This is a genomic window from Cellulomonas sp. NS3, from assembly GCF_024757985.1.
Classification (GTDB): domain Bacteria; phylum Actinomycetota; class Actinomycetes; order Actinomycetales; family Cellulomonadaceae; genus Cellulomonas_A.
This window is the reverse complement of the sequence record NZ_CP103289.1, coordinates 1,452,647-1,473,757: the sequence shown is the minus strand read 5'-3', so window position 1 is coordinate 1,473,757 and position 21,111 is coordinate 1,452,647. Positions and strand designations below refer to the sequence as shown.

The window sequence follows — 21,111 nt, the reverse complement described above, 5'->3', positions numbered from 1 at the left end:
GACCCCCGCGGACCGCGGACCTGCCCGCGGGCCGCACGACGGCCGTACGCTGGGCCGATGGAGACGCCGGCGCCGCGCACCACCTACGTCCTGGTCGACGGCGAGAACATCGACGCCACTCTCGGCTCGTCGATCCTCAGCGGTCGCCCGACCCCCGAGCAGCGTCCGCGCTGGGAGCGGGTGCTCGACTTCGCGCAGCGCGCGTGGGGCGGCAACGCGAAGGGGCTGTTCTTCCTCAACGCGTCCAACGGCACGATGCCGATGTCCTTCGTGCAGGCCCTCGTCGCGATCGGGTTCCAGCCGATCCCCCTCGCCGGCGAGAGCTACGAGAAGGTCGTCGACATCGGCATCAAGCGCACGCTCACGGCGCTCGCCGACCGGCCCGGGGACGTGCTCCTCGCGAGCCACGACGGCGACTTCACGCCCGAGGTCGAGGCCCTGCTCGGCACCGACCGCCACGTCGGGCTGCTCGCGTTCCGCGAGTTCACGAGCTCCGCGCTCGCCCAGCTCGCGGACCGTGGGCTCGAGGTGTTCGACCTCGAGACCGACGTCAAGGCGTTCAACGTCCAGCTCCCGCGCCTGCGGATCATCCCGCTCGACGAGTTCGACCCGCTGCGCTTCCTCTGACGCCGCGCCCGCGGCCGCTGCCGATCACGGGACGCGGTCCGTCCTGGGCGCCGTCCGCCAGGGCGACGTCCGCCAGGGCACGTCAGCCGGCGCCCGCCCGCGCTGCCGTCATCCGGCGAAGAGCCCGGCGAGGAACGCGCTCATGCGCTCCTCGACCAGCGGCCCGGAGTCGGTCGTGAGCATCGCCAGCCCGTGCGCGCCGCCCGGGATCTCGAGGTACGTCGTCGGGTCGTCGGAGCGGGCGACCCGGCGCGCCGCGGTCGCGTTGTCCGCCGCGCTGCCGATCACGAGGAGCGGTCCTGTGTACGCCGAGTCCGCCGAGGCGGCGGAGCCCGCGTCGGACACCGCGGCCGGGCTGAGCGCGAGCACGCCCGCGGGCGCCGGTTCGAGGTCGTCTGCGAGGGCCGCAGAAATCGCGGCGCCGACCGAGGACCCGACGAGCGCGTAGGCGTCGACCCCCTCCCCGAGCAGGACCTCGACGGCGCTGCGCAGCGAGGCCGCGGCGTCGCCGGACCACGCGAACGACGTCACGGTGTAGCCCTGCGCCGCGTACGCCTCGAGCGTCGGCACCCACTCGCAGTACGTGTCGCCGGACTGCGGCGCGAAGACCAGGCCGTTCGTGCCGTCGCCGAGCGTCACGACCACGACGGGCTCGTCCTCGGGGCCGGTCGCGACCGCGCGCGCGCCCGAGGGCACGCAGTCGGGTGTGTCGATCGCCCGGGGGCCGGTCGGCGCGGCGTCAGCGGTCGGCCCCGCGTCCGCGCCGCCGTCCGCGCCGCCGTCCGCTCCCCCGCACGCGCCGAGGAGGGCCGCGAGCGGCAGCACGACGAGCAGGGCGCGGTGGCGGGTCGTCCGGGACGCGGGCATGCGGCCGTTCTAGGGCCAGGCGGACGCGCGGTCAAGGGCCGGACACGTCGCCGGCGCCGTCCGGGCCGCAGGGGCAGCCGAAGGGCAGAGCCACGGTCCCGGTGCGCGACGGGCGCCTCCGGCCGCGTCCGCGGACGAGCTGCCCGTCCGCCCGTCTCAGCGCACGACCCGTACGTCCACCCCTCTCAGCGCACGACCCGGACGTCCAGCCGCTGCACCACGACCCGTACGTCCAGCCGTCTCAGCGCGCGGCAGGAGCCTCGAGCCGCGCGCACGCCGCCGCGTACCGGTCGAGCGCGATCGCGGCGAGCCGGTCGTCGGGGGCGAGCGGCGCGCTGACGACGTCGCCACCGGCCTCGAGCACCCGGTCGTGGAAGAAGCCGGGCGCGAGCAGGTACGCGGCGACGACCACGCGCGGCGCCCCGGTGGCCCGCGCCGCTGCTACGGCCTCCGGGACGCGGGGCGTCGTGCCCGCGCCGTAGCCGATGTGCACGCCGCGGCCGAGCCGCTCCGCGAGCCCCGAGCCGACCGCCTCGACCGCCACCGCGGCCGCGGGGTCGGTCGAGCCGGCCGCGGCCAGCACGACGGCGTCGTCGTCCCGCAGCCCGGCCTCGGCGAGGCGGTCCGCGAGCAGGTCCACGAGGCGCGGGTCCGGGCCGAGCGGCGCGGCGGCGACGGCCGGGTGCCCCTCGACGGACTCGGCGATGTCGACGCGCACGTGGAAGCCCACCGAGAGCAGGAGCGGCACGACGACGGCCGTCGAGCCGTCCCGCTCGACCGCGCCCGCGACCACGTCCGGGACCTCGGGCTGCTGGACGTCGACGAACGCCTCGCGCACGTCCAGGTCGGGGCGCTGCCGCCGGATCGCGTCGAGGATCGAGCGGATCGCGGCCCGGCCGGCCACGCTGTCGGTGCCGTGCGAGCACCCCACGAGCACCGGTGGCGTCGTGTGCGTCATCATCATCCCTCGCTCACGAGCTCGAGCCGGTAGCCACGCTTGACCACCGTGCGGATCAGGGCCCTGCTGCCGGTGGCCTCCCGGAGCCGCGCGACGGCGACCTCGGCGGCGTGCGGGTCCTGCGAGTCGCCCGGCAGCACGGAGAGCAGGTCGGAGCGCGGGACGACGGCCCCGCGCGCCGCGGCGAGCAGCCGCAGGACCTCGAGGCCCGACGGCGAGAGCGGGAGCACCCGGCCGTCGAGCACCGCGGCGCCCCGGTGCACCTGGAGCGGGCCCGCGACCGTGTCGAGCGTCTGCAGCCCGCCGTAGTGCGCGACGAGCGTGCGCACGAGCGACCCGAGCCGGCCGCGGTCCGGGACGATCGGGGTGATCCCGTGCTCGACGAGCGGCTTCGCGGTGACCGGTCCGACCGCCGCGGTGACGACCTGCCCGCGCCCGGCGAGCCGCACGACGGTCGGCAGGACGCCGGCCTCCTCGGCGGCCGCGAGCCACGCGGCCGCGCCGGGCGCCGACGTGAACACCACGGCGTCGATCTCCCCCGCGGCGACCGCCCGCACCGACGCGGTGAGCGCCTCCGGGTCGGGCGGCGGGCCCCAGCGGTACACGACGAGGCTGCGGACCTGCGCGCCCGCGACCTCGAACGCGCGGTCGAGCCCGTCGGCCCCCGCACCGTGGTGCTGCACGGCGACCCTGAGCCCGGCGACGCCCTCGTCGAGCAGCACCTGGGCGATCTCGGCGCTCGTCTCGGACTCCGCCACCCAGTCGGCCTGGAGCCCCGCGGCCTGGATCGCCCCGCGCGCCTTGGGCCCGCGCGCGACGATCCGGGCACGTCGGAGCACGGTGGTGAGCTGGTCGGCGATGCCGACGGCGTCGGCCGCCTCGATCCAGCCGCGGAAGCCGATGCCGGTCGTGACGACGACGACGTCGGGCGGGTCGGCGAGGAGCGCGCGGGTGCCCGCGATGAGCGCGGCGTCGTCCTGGTTGGGGACCATGCTGAGGGCCGGGGCGTGCCGGATCACGGCGCCGCGGCGGGCGAGGGCCGCGCCGAGCTCGGCCGACCGGCGGTCCGCGGTCACGAGCACGACGACCCCCGCCATGGTCTGGTCGATGTGGTCGCTCACGAGGTCATTGTGTCCTGGCCGGATGTCGGTCGTGTGTCGGGCCCGTCGTCCGGCGGCGGCGGGGGCACCAGGAGGCCGTCGGCCGCGACCGCTCCGACGACGATGACGGCGGGCGCGCGCACGCCCGCCTCGCGGGCCGCGGCGGCGATCCCGTCGAGCGGGGCGCGGGTCACGCGCTGCGCGTCGAGCGTGCCGCTCTCGATGATCGCGACGGGGGTCGCCGGGTCGGTGCCGGCGCCGAGCGCGGTCGCGACGAGCTCGTCGAGCATGCTGACGCCCATGAGCACCACGAGGGTCAGCGACGCGTCGCACAGCCCGGCGAGCGCGGCGCGGGAGAGCCCGTCGTGCCCGTTGACGACCTGCACCGAGCCCACGGTCCCGCGGTGCGTGAGCGGGATGCCGGCCGCAACGGGGACGGCGAACGCGCTGCTCACGCCGGGGACGACGGTCACGGGCACCCCGGCCTCGCGGCACGCGAGCACCTCCTCGCCGCCGCGCCCGTAGACGAACGGGTCGCCGCCCTTGAGGCGCACGACGACCTCGCCGCGCTGGGCCCGCTCGACGAGGATCCGGTTGATCTCGTGCTGCGGGACGGCGTGGTTGCCGGGGGTCTTGCCGACGTCGATCACCTCGACGTCGGCGGGCAGCTCGTCGAGCACCGCCGTCGGGCCGAGGCGGTCGGTCACGACGACGTCCGCCTCGGCGAGCGCCTGACGCGCCCGGACGGTCAGCAGGTCGACCGCGCCCGGTCCCCCGCCGACGAGCACGACCCGGCCCTGCCCGGGCACCGGCGCTCGGCGGCGACGCAGGTCGGCACCGCCCCGGCGCAGGTGCGCGGCGATCGAGTCGCGCACGCCGGCGATCCGGCGGGCGTCCGCGGGCCCGGAGGCGCTCGCCGCGCCGGGCCCGCCGGGTGAGCCCCGTGACGCCCCGGCCGCGGCCGACGTCGCCACGACCCCCACGAGGACGTCCCCGAGGCGGGTCGTGGCGGGCGTGCGGGCCGTCCCGCCGCGCACGTCGCCCGACGTCACGCAGAAGACCCGGCGCTCCTCGGCCCACCCGGCGACCGCGGCGTCCGTCGCCCGGTCACCGGTCGCGGTCTGCACGAGCCACGCGCCGTCGAGGTCCTTCGCGCGGACCTCCGCCGCGCGCCACTCGACGAGCCCCCAGCGGTGCATGTCGAGCAGCGCCTCGCACAGCTGCGGGGCGACCACGAGGACGCGCGGGCCCTCGACGAGCAGGTCCTGCACGAGCCGGGCCGCGACCGGGCCGCCGCCCGCGACGACGACGCGCCGGCCGGTCAGCCGGAGCCCGAGCAGCGCCGTCACCCGGCACCCCCGACGGCGACCGAGCCGGCCGCGACGCCGACCTGCACCGAGCCGGCCACGACGCGCACCGGCCACGTCCGCAGGTCGACGGGCTCCTTGCCGACGGCGTCGAGGCACCGGCCGGTCGTGAGGTCGAACACCTGCTTGTACATCGGCGACGCGACGGTCGGGACGTCGACACCGTCGACCGACCGGGTGCCCACGATGCCGCGCGACATCACGTACGCGCCGCAGAACGGGTCGAGCTGCTGGACCGCCAGCACGCGGTCGTCGAGCAGCCGGACGAGCGCGACCTGGTCGCCGCCGACGAGCGCCGCCGCGCCGCGCTCGGGGGCGAGGTCGTCGAGCCGGCACACCTCGACCCACGTCAGCTCGCCGTCGGTCACGAGGTCCTCCACCTGGGCAGCAGTCACGAGCGCACCTCCAGAGTCGTCCCCGCGACGAGCACCGCACCGGTGCGCCCGTCGTCGTACCCGTTCTTCTCCTCCGCCGTGGCGGGGCGTGCCTGGCCGCGCTCCGCGACGTACGCGAGCGACGGGTCCGGCGTGGCCGGGGCGTTGACGAACGACGCGAACCGGCGCAGCTTCTCGGGGTCCGCGAGCGTCGCGGCCCACTCGTCCTCGTACGAGTCCACGTGCAGCGCCATCTGGGCGTCAAGGTCCGCGGCGATGCCGAGGGCGTCGTCCATGATCACCGCACGCACGCCCTCGAGGCCGCCCTCGACGTCCTCCATCCACGGCGCGGTGCGCTGCAGCCGGTCGGCGGTGCGGACGTAGTACATGAGGAAGCGGTCGATCGTCCGCACCAGGGTCTCGGTGTCGAGGTCCTCGGCGAGGAGCTGCGCGTGGCGCGGGGTGAACCCGCCGTTGCCGCCGACGTAGACGTTCCAGCCCTTGTCCGTGGCGATGACCCCGACGTCCTTGCCGCGCGCCTCGGCGCACTCGCGGGCGCAGCCCGAGACGCCGAGCTTGATCTTGTGCGGCGAGCGCAGGCCGCGGTAGCGCAGCTCGAGCTGGACCGCGAGCGCCACGGAGTCCTGCACCCCGAACCGGCACCAGGTGGACCCGACGCACGACTTCACCGTGCGCAGCGACTTGCCGTACGCGTGCCCGGACTCCATGCCCGCGTCGACGAGCCGCTTCCAGATCGCCGGGAGCTGGTCGATGCGCGCCCCGAACATGTCGATGCGCTGGCCGCCCGTGATCTTCGTGTACAGCCCGAAGTCCTTGGCGACCTGCCCGATCACGAGCAGGCCCTCGGGGGTGACCTCGCCGCCGGCGATGCGCGGGACGACCGAGTAGGAGCCGTCCTTCTGCAGGTTCGCCATGACGTGGTCGTTGGTGTCCTGCAGCGTCGCGCGCTCGCCCTCGAGGACGTGCCCGGGTGCGGTCGTCGAGAGGATCGACGCGACGACGGGCTTGCAGATGTCGCAGCCGCGGGCGCCGGGGCGGGTGCCGAACCGCGCGAGCACGTCGGTGAACGACCGCAGCTGCGTGACGCGCACGGCGTCGTAGAGCTGGGCCCGCGAGAGGTCGAAGTGCTCGCAGAGCGCCTTGCTGACCGTGATGCCGGACTTCTCGAGCTCCGCGGTGACGAGCTTCTTGACGAGCGGGAGGCACGAGCCGCAGCTCGTCCCGGCGCGGGTGCAGGCCTTGACCGCGCCGAGGTCGGTGCAGCCGTGCTCGGTGACCGCGCCGCGGACGGTGCCCGCGGTGACGTTGTTGCACGAGCAGACCGCGGCGTCGTCGGGCAGCTCGAGCGTCGCGCCCCCGCCGCCACCGCCCTCGGGCAGCAGGTACTGGCCGGGGTCTCCGGGCAGCTCGCGGCCGAGCATCGGGCGCAGCGACGCGTACGCGCTCGCGTCACCGACGAGGACGCCGCCGAGCAGCGTGCGCGCGTCGTCCGACAGCACGAGCTTCTTGTAGACGCCGCCGACCGGGTCGGCCCAGACGATCTCGAGGGCGCCGGGCGTGACGGCGAACGCGTCGCCGAAGCTCGCGACGTCGACCCCGGAGAGCTTGAGCTTCGTCGCGGTGTCCGCACCGGGGAACGTCGCCGCGCCGCCGAGCAGGCGGTCCACGACGATCTCGGCCATCGCGTACCCGGGGGCGACGAGCCCGATGCAGGCGCCCTGGATGCACGCGACCTCGCCGGCCGCGGAGACGAACGGGTCGGCGGTGCGGCACGCGTCGTCGACCACGACGCCGCCGCGGGGACCGACCTCGAGGCCCGCGGCGCGGCCGAGCTCGTCGCGCGGGGTGACGCCGGTCGCGACCACCACGACGTCGACGTCGAGCCGGCCGCCGTCCGCGAAGTCGAGGCGGCCGACCGTGCCGCGGCGGTTGGTGCGCATGCGCGTCGTCGCGGTGTTGAGCCGGACCCCGACGCCGAGGGAGTTGATCAGCCGGCGCAGCGCCTCGCCGCCGCCGAGGTCGATCTGCGCCGACATGAGGTGCGTGCCGAACTGCACGACCGTGCTCTGCGCGCCGAGGGCCTGGAGCGCCCCCGCCGCCTCGAGCCCGAGCAGGCCACCACCGATGACCGCGCCCCGGACCGGTCGGCTCCACCGCTCGCGCTGCTCCTCGACCCAGCCGCGCAGCTCCGCGACGTCGTCGACCGTGCGGTACACGAACACGCCCGGCAGGTCGTTGCCCTCGATGGGCGGCATCGCGGCCTTCGAGCCGGTCGCCAGCACGAGGTGGTCGTAGTGCTCGACGCGTCCCGACGTGCTCGTGACGGTGCGCGCCTCGCGGTCGATCGCCGTGACGGCGTCCCCGCGCACGAGGCGCACGAGCGGGTCGGCCCACAGCTCGGGGGTGCCGAGCGCGAGGTCCTCGGGGTCGCGGCCGGAGAAGTAGGACGTGAGCGCGACCCGGTCGTACGGCGCGCGCGGCTCCTCGGCGAGCACCGTGATGCGCCACTCCCCCGCGGCGTCCCGGTCCCGCATCGCCTCGACGAGCCGCTGCGCGACCATGCCGCCGCCGACGACGACGAGGTGCTTCGGCGCGCGCTCGTCGACCACGGCGGCCGCGGGCTGCGCGGTCCCGGTCGCCGGCGTGGTGGCGTCGTCCGTCGTGGGGCGGGGCTCGTCGGGCGTGAGGTCCGTCGGGTCGGTCGCGTCCATGTGGGTCTCCAGGGTGGGTCCGGCCGGGGCGTGCCCCCACGCTAGGAACCGCGTGTTTCCGACAGAGGGCACGCCCCGTTACCCCGGGGGAACGGTCTGCGCACAGCCCGGCCGGGTCGCGTGTGAGTTCGCCGCGCCGGACCGCAGGGTGCCGCCCGCGCGGGGGCACGGCATCCTGGGCCGATGACAGCCGTGGTCGCGCTCCTGCGGGGCGTCAACGTCGGGGGGCACCGCACGGTCCCCATGGCCCGCCTGCGCGCGGTCGCGGAGGGTCTCGGCCACGAGCAGGTGAAGACCCACCTGAACAGCGGCAACGTCGTGCTCGTCGCGCCCGACGACGCGACCCCGGAGCGGCTCGCCGCCGGTCTGGCGGCGGCGCTGCGCGAGGACCTGGGGTTCGACGTCGACGTGGTCGTCCGCACGCGCGCCGAGCTCGACGCCGTCGTCGCCGCGAACCCGTTCCCCGACGCCGCGGCGGAGGACCCCGGGCGCGTGCTCGTGACGTTCTTCGCCGCGGACCTCGATCCCGACCCGGCGTTCGACCCGAGCGCGTACGGCCACGAGCGGGTCGTGTGGGCCGGCCGGGAGGCGTACGTGCACTACCCCGACGGCCTCGGCCGCTCGCGCCTGGCGCCCGACGTGCTCACGAGGGCCGCGCGCCAGGCCGGGACGGGCCGCAACTGGCGGACGGTGCTCGCGCTGCGGGACCTGCTCGCGGCGCGCGGGGACTGACCCGGCCCGCGTCCGGCCTACCCCAGGTCGCCGAGGACCTCCCACGGCGCGACCGGGCCGGGGACCGCCACGAGCATCGGGTGCGGGTCCGGGACGGTGACGTCCGACCACCGCGCGAGGACGTCGGGGCTGCGGGCCTCGAGCTTGGCGCGCAGGTGGCCCCACTCGTGCGCGAGCTGGCCGTCCGTGACCTCGAGGCGCAGGTCCGCCTCGGGCGGGTGCAGCACCTTGGACCGGTCGAAGACATAGCCGCGGGCGGCGGCCTCGTCGGCGATGCCGTGCAGGAACGTCGTGATGGCGTCGCCGGGGTCGCGCGGCTCCGGTGCGGCGGGCGGCTCCGGGTCCCGCACGTAGGGCGTCCCCGGGACGCGCGCCGCACGGCCGGGCACCGGGGGCGGCGGCCAGCCCGGCGGTGCGAAGCGCACGAGCTGCGGGTGGTTGCGGTACCCGCGGGTCGTGCCGGTGAGCACCTTCTGCGCGAGCAGCGCCTCGCGCCACGCAGCCGTGAGGCCCGGGCGGTCCAGGTAGCGCGGATGGAGCGACCAGAGCCTCACGACGGCGTCCTCGGGGTGCTCGACCGGGGTCGGCGGGCAGGGACGTCCGTCGGCATGCCGGGCTCCTGGTGCTGGGGGGCGGGGTCGTCCTCACGCTAGGTGAGCCGCGCCGGGCCCGCGCGCGGGCCTCGCTAGCGTGGGGCCATGACCACCGTGTTCACGCAGATCATCGAGGGCGCCATCCCGGGCCGGTTCGTGTGGGCCGACGACGTGTGCGTCGCCTTCTCGACCATCGCCCCCATCACCGACGGGCACGTGCTCGTCGTGCCGCGCGCCGAGATCGCGCAGCTCACCGACGCGCCCGACGACGTCGTCGCGCACCTCGCCGTCGTCGCCCGGACGATCGGCGCCGCGCAGCAGGCCGCGTGGGGTGCGCCGCGGGCGGCCCTGCTCGTCGCGGGCTTCGAGGTCGCGCACCTGCACCTGCACGTCCTGCCCGCGTGGGACGAGTCGAGCCTGACGTTCGCGAACGCGCGCTCGGACGTCCCGGCCGAGCTGCTCGACGCCGCGGCGGAACGGCTGCGGGCGGCACTGCGGGACGCCGGGCACGGGGCGCACGTCCCGGCCGCGCTCGGGTCTCCCGCGCTGCCGGCCTGAGGACCTGCGCTCCGGCGCCTCCGGCGTGCGGTGCTCCTGGGGCGGTGCGCTCGGGTGCGGTGCGCTCGAGGGCCGCGCGCTCGGGGGCGGTGCGGTGCTCCGGCGCCACGGCGAGCCCGCGGGCGGTGGGTCGCTACCGGGGCGTGCGGCGCTCCGGCCGCGTGCGTCGGGCGCCGCCCGTCCGTGCGGAGAGGCAGTAGGTGGCGATTCGGCGCACGTGCGGGTCGGCGTCCGCGGTCAGCGCCGTGAGCAGGTCCATGGCCCCTGCCCCGTCGAGCTCGGCGAGCGCCTGCGTGAGCCGTGCGCGGGCAGCGGCCGGAGCCCCGGGTCGCCGGAGCTCGTCGTCGACCGCCCGTGCGAGCCGGTCGGCGCTGCCGTGCCGACCGGCGAGCGCCCCGAGGACCTCGGCGGCCTCCACGTCGTCGTCACCGCGCACGACCATCCGGAGCAGCTCGGTCACCGCCGCCTCCTCGCCGCGCGCGCCGAGGCCCAGCGCCGCGCGCCCGCGCACGTCCTCGTCGGGATGGTCGAGCGAATGGGTCAGCGCGGCCGTCGCCTCGTCGGTCGGGACGCGCACGAGCGCACGCACCGCGCGCCGCCGGACCTCCCGGTCGGGGGCGTCGAGCGCGGCCACGAGGACGTGCACCGCACCGTCCTCGTGGCGGCCGAGAGCCCACTGCAGGGCGCCGGCGACGTTGGGGTCGTCCTCGGCGAGGAGCGCCTCGGCGAGCGACGCCGCGGGGACCCGCGCCACGTCCGGGGCGGTGAGGAGGAGCTGCTGGCGGTGGGCGGGCTGCCCGTGGTCGAGCCCGCGGAGCAGCGCGACCATGCCGAGCACGTCGGTCCACGCCGCAGGCTCGCTCGCCCGCACCTCGCGCAGCCGCGCGAGCAGCTCCTGCTCGCGTGCGACCCGCTCCTGCGTCGAGCCGATCAGGCGGTCGACGAGCGCGGACGGCGCGAACGTCGGGTCGTCGAGCGCGCTGCGCACGTCGCCGAGCGGCAGCCCGAGCGAGCGCAGGCACTCGACCTGGAACAGCCGGCGCAGGTCGTCCGGCGAGTACGCGCGGTATCCGCCGGACGTGCGCCCGCTCGGCGACACGAGCCCGATCGCGTCGTAGTGGCGCAGCATGCGGGTGCTGATCCCCGCGTGCTGCGCCACCTCACCGATCCGCACCGCCGCCCAGCCCGGGCACGTCGTCGGCGCGGGACGGGCCGGATGCGGCGTCGAGGACGGTCGACCGTGGGACGTCGGCGGCGGTCGCCGGCGCGCGAACGTCGTCGGCGACGGCCGGCGCGGGAACCTCGTCCGGGACGGTCGGCGCGGCCGCGAGGGCCGCGACCCGCTGGGCCTCCGCCACCGCGGCCCCGAAGTCGGCGTCGGGGTCGTCGAGCAGGTGCCGCGTCGCGAGCGCGTGCGTGCGGACGGCCTCGTCGTCGGCGCGCTCGCGCTGCTGCAGGGACGGGAGACCCGCGTCGCCGAGCGCCGCGATCGCCCGGCTCAGGCTCCGCTGCGCCTCGCGGTCGCCGCGCCCCAGCTCGGTGCACAGCGCCTCGGCCAGCTCCGCCTCCCGGCCCGCGGGGACGAGGTTCACCGCCGCACGCCACGCGGTGCGGGCGACGTCCTCGTCGGGGTGGTGCAGCACCTCGGCCGAGATCGCGTCCCACCCGCGGGCGTCGCCGATCTTCGACAGCGTGTGCAGCGCCTGGCTCCGGGCCTGCCGCGTGCCGTCCCGCACCTCGGCGAGCAGGAGCGGGACCGTCACGGCCGCCGGGTGCCGGGTCAGCGCCCACGTGAGCATGTCGCGCACGAAGAAGTCCGGCTCCACGGCGCAGCGCTCCACGAGCAGCGCGACGAGGCCGGGGTCGGGGTGCGTGCCCGCGGCGAGCGCGGCCTGGAGCCGGACGGACGCCGGCCCGGCGGCCAGCGCGCGGCTCAGGCGGGTGTCGGGGCGCGCGTGGGGACCGGTGCCCGGGCGGGCGTCCGGGGCGGTCGGAACGTGCTGGTCGGTGCTCGGGTGCGTGAGGGTGGGCGTGCTCGTGTGCGCGGGCGTGGGCGTGCTCGTGTGCGTGGGCGAGTGCGGCGTCATGGTGGGACCTCCTGCGTCGAGTGCACACCTTCACACCGTGTCAAGGTCAAGAGGCGGCCGGGTCCCCGCGCTCCGGGCGCCGCGCGACGTCGGTGCGGCGCCCCCGCCCGGGCCGGCCCGGGGCGTCAGATCGCCGGGTCGTCGTCGCCGTACGGCGGGATGCGCAGGACTCGCGCGTCGGCCGCGACGATCCGCGCGGCGTTCGCCCGCAGCTGCTCGGGGGTGTCCGCGCCCGCGCGCACGAAGCGACCCGAGAGGTCGTCGAGGTCGCCGGACGCGAGCGCGAGCAGCAGCTCGGCGACCGTCTCGACCGGCGTCCAGTCGGTGCGGTCGTCGTGCGCGGGCATGCCCTGCGTCATGTCGGTCACGACGACGCCCGGGGCGAGGTCGAAGATGCGCAGCCCGGCGTCGCGGTGCTGGTGGTCCAGCAGCCGCGTGAACCGCGCGAGCGCGCCCTTGCTGATCCCGTAGCCCGTGTAGGTCCCCGTCGCGCGGTGCCCCGCGCCCGAGTTGAGGTTGACGACCCGGCCGCCGCCGCGCGCGAGCATCCCGGGCAGGACCGCGTGCGTGACGAGCAGCGGCCCGCGCACGTTGGCCTCGACGACGCGCCACATGTCCTCGGGGTCGTCGTCGGCGAACGGCACCTCGGCGTGCTCGATCACGCCCGCGTTGTTCACGAGCAGCCCGACCCCGCCGAGCGGCGCGAACGCCTCCTCGACGGTCGCCACGACGTCGGCGACCTGCGTCGCGTCGACCAGGTCGCCGGCCGCCACCACGACGTGCTCGGGCGGGAGGCCGACCTCGCGGCACTCCTGCGCGACCGCCTCGAGGTTCTCGCGGGTCCGCCCCACCAGAGCCACGGCCCAGCCGGCGCGCGCGAGCCCGAGAGCGAGCCCCCGGCCGATCCCGCGGCCGGCCCCCGTGACGAGCGCGGTACGCGGGACGGGCAGAGCGCCGGGGTCGGTCGGAGCGGACGGTGCGGCGGGAGCGGTCGTCATGCGCGTCACGCTACCGGCGGGCCGTCGGACGGTCCCGGCGGGCCGCGGCGACCCGCGTCACCGCATACTCGGACCATGCCTCGCACCCGGTTCGCCGCGCTCGCCGGTCTCGCGGCCGGGGCGGTCACGCTCGGCGTCGCCGCGCTCGCCGCCGGACTGGTCTCCGCGAGCGCGGACCCGCTCGTCGCCGTCGGCGCGACGTTCGTCGACGCGACGCCCGCCTGGCTCAAGGACCTCGCGATCGCGGCGTTCGGGACCGCCGACAAGCTCGCGCTCACCGTCGGCAGCGTCGTCGTGCTCGCGGGTCTCGCGGCGCTGGCGGGGGTGCTCGCGGCCCGCCGCTGGGCGTTCGGTGCCGCGCTCGTCGTGCTGCTCGGGGCCGTCGGCGCGCTCGCCGCGGCGTCCCGCCCCGACGCCGGGCTGCTCGCCCCGGTCCCGAGCCTGGTCGGGGCGCTCGCGGGCCTGCTCGTGCTGCGGTGGCTCGTGGGCCGGCTGCCGGGACGCGCGGCTGCGGCGGGCGCAGCCCAGGGCAGCGCGCGCACGGACCCGGCACGCGACGCGTTCCTGGTGAGCCGGGCAGGCACCGGGACGGCGGCGGACACCGCGGCGGGTACCGGCGGGCCGCCCCCGACCGGTGACACGAACCGGACGGCCGTCGCGGACCCGGTGAGGTCGGCGGGATCGGCGGACCGGCGCTCGTTCCTGCGCCTCACGGGCGCCCTCGCCGTCGGCGGCGCGCTCGCGGTCGTCGCCGGCCGCACGCTCGGGGCCGGGCGCCGCGCGGTCGAGGCGGTCCGCGAGACGCTGCGGCTCCCCGTCCCCACCCGGGCCGCCGCGCTCCCGGCCGGCGTGGACTCCGGGGTGCCCGGGGTCGACCCGTGGGTCACCCGGAACAGCACGTTCTACCGGATCGACACCGCGCTCACCGTCCCCCGCGTCGACCCCGCGACGTGGTCCCTGCGCGTGCACGGGCTCGTCGAGCGCGAGGTCACGCTGACGTTCGACGAGCTGCTCGACTCCGACCTCGTCGAGGCGTGGGTCACGCTCGCGTGCGTCTCGAACGAGGTCGGCGGGGACCTCGTCGGCAACGCGCGGTGGCTCGGGCTGCCGGTGCGCGAGCTGCTCGAGCGGGCCGGGCCGCTGCCGGACGCCGACATGGTGCTCTCGACGAGCGCCGACGGGTTCACCGCCTCGACGCCGATCGAGGCCCTGACCGACGACCGCGACGCGCTGCTGGCCGTCGGCATGAACGGCGAGCCGCTGCCCGTCGAGCACGGGTTCCCGGTCCGCATGGTCGTGCCGGGGCTCTACGGGTACGTGTCGGCGACGAAGTGGGTCGTCGACCTCGAGGTCACGCGGTTCGCGGACGCCGAGGCGTACTGGACGGTGCGCGGGTGGTCCGAGCGCGGTCCGGTCAAGACCCAGTCGCGCATCGAGGTGCCGCGCCACGCGTCGCAGGTCACCGCCGGACGGGTCGTCGTCGCGGGCACCGCCTGGGCGCAGCACCGGGGCGTCGAGGAGGTCGAGGTCCGGGTCGACGAGGGCCCGTGGGAACGCGCGAAGCTCGCGGCCGACGGCGGGATCGACACGTGGCGGCAGTGGACGTACGCGTGGGAGGCCACGCCGGGCGAGCACGAGCTGCAGGTGCGCGCGAGCGACCCGGACGGCCCCCAGACCGCGGTGGTTGCGCGGGTCGTGCCCGACGGCGCGACCGGCCACCACACCGTGCGCGTCCGGGTCGCGGACGCCTGAGCGGCTCACCGGGGCATCACCCTGTCGTGGCGTGCGTTGCGCCGACGCCCGGCAGGCTGGCACGTTGGGCGCCGCCGTCCCACCCTCCGGAGGTCCTATGGCCGTGCTGCCCTCGCCCGGTCCCACGCTGCGCGTGCGGTTCCCGGCGACGTCCCCCGCGGTGCTCCGCTTCCTCGCGACGGAGGCGGGGAGCGCGGCGTTCCTGCTCGCCGCGACGGTGCTCGCGCTCGTCTGGGCCAACTCGCCGTGGGCGCACGCCTACGAGGCGCTGTGGGCGACCGAGGCCGGGTTCCACGTCGGAGGCGTCGGGCTCACGCTCGACCTGCACCACTGGGTCAACGACGCGGCGATGGCGGTCTTCTTCGCCGTCGTCGGGCTCGAGATCAACCGGGAGGTCACGAGCGGGGAGCTGCGCGACCGCCGCACGGTCGCGGTCCCGGCGCTCGGCGCGCTCGGCGGGCTCGCGGTCCCCGCGCTGATCTACCTGGCGTTCAACGGCGGCAGCGAGGCGGCGCACGGCTGGGGGGTCGTGATGTCGACGGACACCGCCTTCCTCGTCGGGATCCTCGCGCTGTTCGGGCCCGCGTGCCCGGACCGGCTGCGGCTGTTCCTGCTGACGCTCGCGATCGTCGACGACATCGGGGCGATCACGGTGATGGCGGTCTTCTACACGGACGAGGTCAGGCTCGTGCCGCTCGCGCTCGCGGGGCTCGTCGTCGCCGCGGTGCTCGTGATGCGCTGGCTCGGCGTGTGGCGCCTGACGCCGTACGTGGTCGCCGCGCTCGCGCTGTGGTTCGCGGTGCAGGCGTCGGGGGTGCACGCGACGCTCGCGGGGGTGCTCGTCGGGCTCCTGCTGCCGTCGCGGCCGTCGCGTCGCGAGGACGTCGACGACGTCGCGCGGTACGCCGACCACCTCGCCCGCGAGACGACGGCGGAGCGCGAGCACCTGACCGAGCTCGCCGCGCGCGCCGCCGTGCCCGCCGCGGACCGGCTCCAGCGGCTCCTGCACCCGTGGAGCGCGTTCGTCGTCGTGCCGGTCTTCGGCCTCGCGAACGCGGGTGTGCGGCTCGACGCCGAGACGCTGCGCACCGCCGCGTCGTCGCCCGTGACGATCGGCGTGGCGGTCGCGCTCGTCGCCGGCAACGCTGTCGGCATCTTCGGGGCGGCGTCGCTCGCGATCCGTGCCGGGATGGGGGTGCTGCCGGGGCGCGTGCGGTTCGGGCACCTGCTGGGCGGGTCGGTGCTGGCCGGGATCGGGTTCACCATCTCGCTGTTCATCGCGGAGCTCGCGTTCGACGACGAGCACCTCGTGGAGCAGGCGAAGATCGGCATCCTCGCGGGCTCGCTCGTGGCCGCCGTCCTCGGGACGCTGCTGCTGCGCTACCTCGGCGAGCGGCTGCCGCTGTGCTCGCCGTCCGACGACGGCCCGCCGCCGGGGCTCCCGCCGAGGCCGTGGGTGGCGCCCGCGGGCTGAGGCTCAGGCGACCCCGAGCGCGGCCCGCAGCGCGCGGACCTCGATGGGCCCGCGGTAGCGCACGCCGTCGACGAGCAGCGTCGGGGTGCCGCGGACCCCGCCCGCGACGCCCCCGAGGTAGTCCGCCTCGACCGCGTCGGCGTGCACCTGCGCGCGGTCGCCCGCGACCTCGTCGGGGTCGATGCCGAGCTCGGCGGCGTACACGCGCAGGTCGGCGTCGGTCAGCCGGTCCTGGCGGGCGAACAGCAGCTCCTGCATCGGCCAGAACAGCCCGTGCGCCCCGGCGGCCTCGGCCGCGAGCGCCGCCGTGAGCGCGTGCGGGTGGACCTCGAACAGCGGGAAGTGGCGCCAGACGAGCCGCACCTGGCCGCCCGAGCCCTCGACGAGCTCGCGCAGCACCGGGGCGGCGTTGCGGCAGTAGGGGCACTCGAGGTCCCCGTACTCCACGACGGTGACCGGGGCGTCGAGGGAGCCGAGCACGTGCCTCGCGTCGTCCGACATGGCGACAGCATGCCAGGCGCCCCCGAGCCTCCCGGCACCGGCGCGGAGCGGGCGGGCGCGGTCCGGGCGCGGGCGCCGCGCGGGCGCCGGCGCCGGGGCGGGTGGCCCGGGAGCCCCCGTACGCTGACGCCGTGACCACGGTCCGCGCACGCCTCGACGCCTCCCCCCTCGACCTCGCGCAGCACGTCGCCGACGTCTCCGGCCCGCGCGCGGGGGCGGTCGCGTCGTTCGTCGGGCTCGTGCGCGACCACGACCCGGGCGCGGCGGGCGAGGTCACCGCGCTCGAGTACTCCGCGCACCCCGACGCCGAGCGGGTCCTGACGGCGATCGCCGCCGAGCTCGCCGACGACCCGGACGTGCTCGGGCTGACGGTGAGCCACCGCACCGGCACGCTCGGGGTCGGCGACGTCGCGATCGTCGCGTGCGTCGCGACCGCGCACCGGGCGCACGCGTTCGACGTGTGCCGCACGCTCGTCGAGCGCGTCAAGGCCGAGGTGCCGATCTGGAAGAGGCAGCTGGAGGCCGACGGCTCGCACACGTGGGTCGGGCTGACCTGACGCTTCCCCGCGCGCGTCAGGCGCGGCCGGCGACCTCCGCCGCAGCGGTCCGCCCGGCGGCCGTCGAGGGCACGCCGCCCGGCTCGGCCGCCGAGGGGGCCGCGGCGCCCGGCTGAGCGGGCTCCCCCACGGCTCGCCGCGCGAGGTGCAGCACGCAGCGCTGAGCCCCTGGGACCCGCTCGAGCCGGTCCGCCACCAGGAGGCCGTCCCGCTGGGCGAGCACCCCGCGCGAGAGCCCCAGGTGCACGCTGCACACGACCTCGGGCCGCTCCCGGGCGAGGTCGACGAACGGGCAGCGGTTGAGCCGCACCTCGAGACCGTCGGTGCACGCGTCGGGCGCGAACCCCAGGTCCTCGAGGTGCTGCTCGAGCGCGGCGAGCTGCGCCTGCTCGAGGGGCGCGACGACGGCGGTGCCCGCGGAGTCGGGGCCCGGGCGCTCGTCGGGGAGGATCTCGGCGCACCGCGGCACGTCGGAGTCGGACCGGGTGTGCGCCGCGGGGTCCTCGACCGGCGACGGCGCGAGCGTCGCACCCCACGCGTGACCGGCCGTCTCGGCCGCGGACTCCACCGACCCGAGCCGCCGGCCGTACCCCGCGACGAGGACGTGCACGAGCTGCTCGCGCGCCCACGCGTCGGTCGTGACGGCCGCGGCGCGCTCGAGCGAGCGGTAGAGGATCCGGGGGCGGCCGCGCGTGCGGCGGAGCTCGGGCTCCCGGGCGACGAAGCCGGAGGCGACGAGCTGGTCGAGGTGCTCGCGGGCGGTGTTCACGTGCAGCCCGACCGCGTCGGCGAGGGCGTCGACCGTCATCGGGCCGCCCGCGCGCTGCAGGAGGTGGAGCATCGCGACGCGCTTGTCCGACGCGAGCACGCGGTAGGCACTGGCCCGTCGGTCGACCATGCGTGCGAGTCTGCCCCCCGGGCCGTCCGCGCGGCCGGGACCTTCGGGCCGCCGCGCGGGAGCGCCCCGGCGCGGTGACCAGCACCGGGGCGCTGCCGCACGGTCGCCGGAGCCGCCCGGGCGTCGCTCGGGGACCGTCCGAGATGCCGGATCCGCCCGCGCCGTCGGTACGGTGGGCGCATGCACCTGCCCTCCGGCGTCCACCCCACCCACGACCCGGGAACCCTGCACGACCCGGGCGCCACGCTCGTCGGGCTGCCCGCCGCGGTGGTCGTGGCGTCGGACCGCTCGGCGCGCGGCGAGCGCCCCGACAGGTCCGGGCCGCTCGCGGTCGAGCTCCTGCGCGACGCCGGCATCGCCGCGGAGCAGCCGGTCGTCGTGCCCGACGGGCGCCGCAGCGTCCAGGCCGCGATCCACCAGGCCCTGTCCTCCGGTGCGCGGCTCGTGATCACGAGCGGCGGCACGGGGGTCGGGCCGCGCGACCAGACCCCCGAGGGCACGCGCAGCGCGATCGTGCGCGAGCTTCCCGGCCTCGCCGAGGCGATCCGGCGCGACGCCGCGCAGACGGTCCCGACCGCGGTCCTCTCCCGCGGCCTCGCCGGCGTCAGCGCGACGGGCTCCGTGGTCGTCAACCTCCCCGGCTCGCCGGACGGCGTCCGCCAGGGCCTGCGCGTGCTGCTCCCGCTGCTCCCGCACCTGCTCGACCAGCTCGACGGGGTCGACCACTGATGCTGGTCGACCGGTTCGGCCGGGTGCACCGCGACCTGCGGATCTCCCTGACCGACCGCTGCTCGCTCCGCTGCACCTACTGCATGCCCGCCGAGGGCGTGCCGTGGCTGCCGGGCTCGACGCTGCTGACCACCGCCGAGCTCGTCCGCATCGCGTCCGTGGCGGTCGCGCACGGCGTCACGGAGATCCGGCTCACCGGCGGCGAGCCCCTGCTGCGGCCCGACGTGGTCGACGTCGTGGCGGCCATGGCCGCGCTCGACGGACCCGAGGGGTCGCCGGAGATCTCCCTCACCACCAACGCGCTGCGCCTGCCCGCGCTGGCCGCCCCGCTCGCCGACGCCGGGCTCGCGCGCGTCAACATCTCGATCGACACGCTGCAGCGCGAGCGCTTCCGCGACCTCACGCGCCGCGACCGGCTCACGGACACCCTCGCGGGCATCGCCGCCGCGGACGCCGCCGGGTTCCGGCCGATCAAGCTCAACGCGGTCGCGATGCGCGGGGTCAACGACGACGAGCTCGTCGACCTCGTGCGCTACGCCGTCGACCGCGGCTACGAGATGCGGTTCATCGAGCAGATGCCGCTCGACGCCGGCCACACGTGGGCGCGCCGGACGATGGTCACCGGCACCGAGATCCTCGAGCGCCTCGCCGAGGCGTTCACGCTGACCGAGATCCCCGGGCGCGGCTCGGCGCCGGCCGAGCGGTGGCTCGTCGACGGCGGGCCCTCGACCGTCGGCGTCATCCGCTCGGTCTCCGCACCGTTCTGCGGGGCGTGCGACCGGGTCCGCCTCACCGCCGACGGCCAGCTGCGCTCGTGCCTGTTCGCGCGCACCGAGACCGACCTCCGCACGATCCTGCGCGAGGGCGGCACGGACGCCGACCTCGAGGCGGCGATCCGCACGTGCCTCGCCGGCAAGCAGCCGGGCCACGGCATCGACGACCCGACGTTCCTGCAGCCGGACCGTCCGATGAGCGCCATCGGCGGCTAGTCCGCCCGCTCCGCGACTGGCACCTGCGCGGTGCTTGCCATGCAGCGCGGGCCCTGGTGAGCTCGGCGCGTGGACTCAGCCGTCGAAGCAGCGCTACGGACCAAGATCATCGAGTGGATCCACCAGCGCGCCGAGGCCAACGGCGGCTTCCTCCACCGCCAGGAGCTCCTGGCATACCGCACCGGCGGCCGTGACCTCCCTCTGATCGACTACTCGCGGGGGATCCGCAACCCAGTCGACTTCGCCTCGACGCTCGCAATCGTCCAGTCGGCACACGGGCCGTACGACGACGCCGAGTCTCCCGAGGACGGGCTGCTGCACTACGCCTACCGAAAGGGGGACCCGGACGGCGGCGACAACCGCAAGATGCGGAACGCGATCGAGACCGGCATGCCGCTCGTCCTTTTTCGGAAGGAGACGCCAAACTTTTACACGCCGATCGCGCCGGTCTACGTCGTCGACGACGTGCCCGAGGAGCGAGCGTTCCTCATCGCACTCGACGAGTCCTTCCGCTACATGCCCGACGTGCGCCATCTGAGCGAGCCCCAGCGCCGCTACGCCCTCCGCCTCGCGAAGCTGCGGCTCCACCAGCCCGCGTTCCGCATGCGCGTGCTTCTCGCGTACGAGACGCGCTGCGCGGTGTGCGAGCTCAAGCACGGCTCGCTGCTCGACGCCGCGCACATCGCGCCCGATTCCTCGGACCGAGGCATCCCCACGACCCCCAACGGTCTCGCGCTCTGCAAGATCCATCACGCCGCGTTCGATCAGCAGATGCTGGGGATCTCCCCGGATTACGTCGTGCACATCGACCGAGCGCTGCTCGACGAGATCGACGGGCCGATGCTCCGGCACGGGCTCCAGGAAATGCATGGCCGGGCGTTGACCCTGCCCCGGCGCGCACCGGACCGCCCGGACCGCGATCTGCTGGCCGCGCGGTGGGACACGTTCGTGCGCGGGACGGCCTAACGACTCTCCGGCGCTCAGCCGCCCGCGAACGGCGGCAGCACGTCGACCACGTCGCTGCCCCGCACGATCGCGTCGTCGTCGGAGCGGACGCCGTCGACGAGCACCGAGCACCGCCCCAGCACCTGCGCGAGCTCGTCGCCGTGGGCCGCGAGCATGCGGGTGCGCAGCTCGCCGACGGTCGTCCCGGAGAGCTCCTCGGACTCCGTCCCGGCCGCCTCGGCGGCACCGGCGAAGTAGCGCACGAGCGGCACG

At 76.5% G+C, this 21,111-nt stretch carries 22 protein-coding genes; 9 read left to right on the top strand and 13 right to left on the bottom strand.

The genetic code is table 11. The annotated features are described in order from the left end of the window. Positions 1-57 precede the first annotated feature (57 nt). Complete coding sequence (locus NXY84_RS06805) at positions 58-627, top strand: NYN domain-containing protein (protein WP_258726356.1); 570 nt, start codon at positions 58-60, stop codon at positions 625-627. A gap of 108 nt (positions 628-735) precedes the next feature. Here NXY84_RS06805 and NXY84_RS06800 read toward each other — a convergent pair whose 3' ends face one another. The 6 genes from NXY84_RS06800 to nirB form a co-directional block, all read right to left on the bottom strand. Then, positions 736-1,494: an alpha/beta hydrolase gene (locus NXY84_RS06800; RefSeq protein WP_258726355.1), complete on the bottom strand. Its 759-nt coding sequence runs from the start codon at positions 1,492-1,494 to the stop codon at positions 736-738. A 241-nt stretch (positions 1,495-1,735) separates the two neighbouring features. Then, entirely contained in the window at positions 1,736-2,452 is a 717-nt protein-coding gene (locus tag NXY84_RS06795; protein WP_258726354.1) for a sirohydrochlorin chelatase, read from the bottom strand. 2 nt (positions 2,453-2,454) lie between these two features. After that, the gene (locus tag NXY84_RS06790; RefSeq protein ID WP_258727136.1) at positions 2,455-3,549 is read right to left on the bottom strand and encodes a uroporphyrinogen-III synthase; all 1,095 of its coding nucleotides are present in this window, start codon (positions 3,547-3,549) and stop codon (positions 2,455-2,457) included. A gap of 20 nt (positions 3,550-3,569) precedes the next feature. Further along, positions 3,570-4,901 (bottom strand): uroporphyrinogen-III C-methyltransferase, encoded by a 1,332-nt coding sequence (cobA, locus tag NXY84_RS06785; protein WP_258726353.1) that lies wholly within the window; start codon positions 4,899-4,901, stop codon positions 3,570-3,572. Next, complete coding sequence (nirD, locus tag NXY84_RS06780; protein WP_258726352.1) at positions 4,898-5,314, bottom strand: nitrite reductase small subunit NirD; 417 nt, start codon at positions 5,312-5,314, stop codon at positions 4,898-4,900. The genes cobA and nirD overlap by 4 nt, the downstream gene beginning before the upstream one ends. After that, positions 5,311-7,875 carry a nitrite reductase large subunit NirB gene (nirB, locus tag NXY84_RS06775; RefSeq protein WP_258727135.1) on the bottom strand — a complete coding sequence of 855 codons (2,565 nt, stop codon included), beginning with the start codon at positions 7,873-7,875 and terminating at the stop codon, positions 5,311-5,313. Before nirB ends, nirD begins: the two co-directional genes overlap by 4 nt. A gap of 333 nt (positions 7,876-8,208) precedes the next feature. On the opposite strand from nirB, the gene NXY84_RS06770 reads away from it, so the two are divergent. After that, positions 8,209-8,757 (top strand): DUF1697 domain-containing protein, encoded by a 549-nt coding sequence (locus NXY84_RS06770; protein WP_258726351.1) that lies wholly within the window; start codon positions 8,209-8,211, stop codon positions 8,755-8,757. Between the two features lie 17 nt (positions 8,758-8,774). Here NXY84_RS06770 and NXY84_RS06765 read toward each other — a convergent pair whose 3' ends face one another. Further along, positions 8,775-9,311 (bottom strand): pyrimidine dimer DNA glycosylase/endonuclease V, encoded by a 537-nt coding sequence (locus tag NXY84_RS06765; protein ID WP_258726350.1) that lies wholly within the window; start codon positions 9,309-9,311, stop codon positions 8,775-8,777. Positions 9,312-9,455: 144 nt separating this feature from the next. On the opposite strand from NXY84_RS06765, the gene NXY84_RS06760 reads away from it, so the two are divergent. Next, entirely contained in the window at positions 9,456-9,908 is a 453-nt protein-coding gene (locus NXY84_RS06760; protein ID WP_258726349.1) for an HIT family protein, read from the top strand. Positions 9,909-10,041: 133 nt separating this feature from the next. On the opposite strand, the gene NXY84_RS06755 is transcribed toward NXY84_RS06760, so the two are convergent. The 3 genes from NXY84_RS06755 to NXY84_RS06745 all read right to left on the bottom strand — a co-directional run bounded on the left by NXY84_RS06755 (position 10,042) and on the right by NXY84_RS06745 (position 12,993). Next, positions 10,042-11,067, bottom strand: coding sequence for a HEAT repeat domain-containing protein (locus tag NXY84_RS06755; protein ID WP_309485060.1), 1,026 nt, complete (start codon positions 11,065-11,067; stop codon positions 10,042-10,044). 1 nt (position 11,068) lies between these two features. After that, a complete protein-coding gene (locus NXY84_RS06750; protein WP_258726348.1) occupies positions 11,069-11,995 on the bottom strand; it encodes a HEAT repeat domain-containing protein in 927 nt (308 codons plus the stop codon). Positions 11,996-12,120: 125 nt separating this feature from the next. Then, positions 12,121-12,993, bottom strand: a complete 873-nt coding sequence (locus NXY84_RS06745; protein WP_258726347.1) for an SDR family NAD(P)-dependent oxidoreductase — start codon at positions 12,991-12,993, stop codon at positions 12,121-12,123. Between the two features lie 75 nt (positions 12,994-13,068). On the opposite strand from NXY84_RS06745, the gene NXY84_RS06740 reads away from it, so the two are divergent. After that, positions 13,069-14,745, top strand: coding sequence for a molybdopterin-dependent oxidoreductase (locus tag NXY84_RS06740; RefSeq protein ID WP_258726346.1), 1,677 nt, complete (start codon positions 13,069-13,071; stop codon positions 14,743-14,745). A gap of 97 nt (positions 14,746-14,842) precedes the next feature. After that, positions 14,843-16,219, top strand: a complete 1,377-nt coding sequence (gene nhaA, locus NXY84_RS06735; protein WP_258726345.1) for a Na+/H+ antiporter NhaA — start codon at positions 14,843-14,845, stop codon at positions 16,217-16,219. A 3-nt stretch (positions 16,220-16,222) separates the two neighbouring features. Here the strand turns inward: nhaA and NXY84_RS06730 are convergent, their stop codons facing one another. After that, complete coding sequence (locus NXY84_RS06730) at positions 16,223-16,720, bottom strand: DsbA family protein (protein WP_258726344.1); 498 nt, start codon at positions 16,718-16,720, stop codon at positions 16,223-16,225. A 131-nt stretch (positions 16,721-16,851) separates the two neighbouring features. Here NXY84_RS06730 and NXY84_RS06725 point away from each other — a divergent pair, with 131 nt between their 5' ends. Continuing rightward, on the top strand, positions 16,852-17,277 hold the full coding sequence (locus tag NXY84_RS06725; RefSeq protein ID WP_258726343.1) for a molybdenum cofactor biosynthesis protein MoaE: 426 nt from the start codon (positions 16,852-16,854) through the stop codon (positions 17,275-17,277). A gap of 16 nt (positions 17,278-17,293) precedes the next feature. Here NXY84_RS06725 and NXY84_RS06720 read toward each other — a convergent pair whose 3' ends face one another. Continuing rightward, a complete protein-coding gene (locus tag NXY84_RS06720) occupies positions 17,294-18,175 on the bottom strand; it encodes a helix-turn-helix transcriptional regulator (RefSeq protein ID WP_258726342.1) in 882 nt (293 codons plus the stop codon). A gap of 180 nt (positions 18,176-18,355) precedes the next feature. Here NXY84_RS06720 and NXY84_RS06715 point away from each other — a divergent pair, with 180 nt between their 5' ends. From NXY84_RS06715 to NXY84_RS06705, 3 genes are all read left to right on the top strand, one after another. Further along, a complete protein-coding gene (locus NXY84_RS06715; RefSeq protein ID WP_258726341.1) occupies positions 18,356-18,904 on the top strand; it encodes a MogA/MoaB family molybdenum cofactor biosynthesis protein in 549 nt (182 codons plus the stop codon). Further along, positions 18,904-19,893: a GTP 3',8-cyclase MoaA gene (gene moaA / locus NXY84_RS06710; protein ID WP_258726340.1), complete on the top strand. Its 990-nt coding sequence runs from the start codon at positions 18,904-18,906 to the stop codon at positions 19,891-19,893. Before NXY84_RS06715 ends, moaA begins: the two co-directional genes overlap by 1 nt. Before the next feature lie 69 nt (positions 19,894-19,962). Continuing rightward, positions 19,963-20,859, top strand: a complete 897-nt coding sequence (locus tag NXY84_RS06705) for an HNH endonuclease (protein ID WP_258726339.1) — start codon at positions 19,963-19,965, stop codon at positions 20,857-20,859. A gap of 14 nt (positions 20,860-20,873) precedes the next feature. Here the strand turns inward: NXY84_RS06705 and NXY84_RS06700 are convergent, their stop codons facing one another. Next, complete coding sequence (locus tag NXY84_RS06700) at positions 20,874-21,110, bottom strand: MoaD/ThiS family protein (protein WP_258726338.1); 237 nt, start codon at positions 21,108-21,110, stop codon at positions 20,874-20,876. Position 21,111 lies beyond the last annotated feature (1 nt).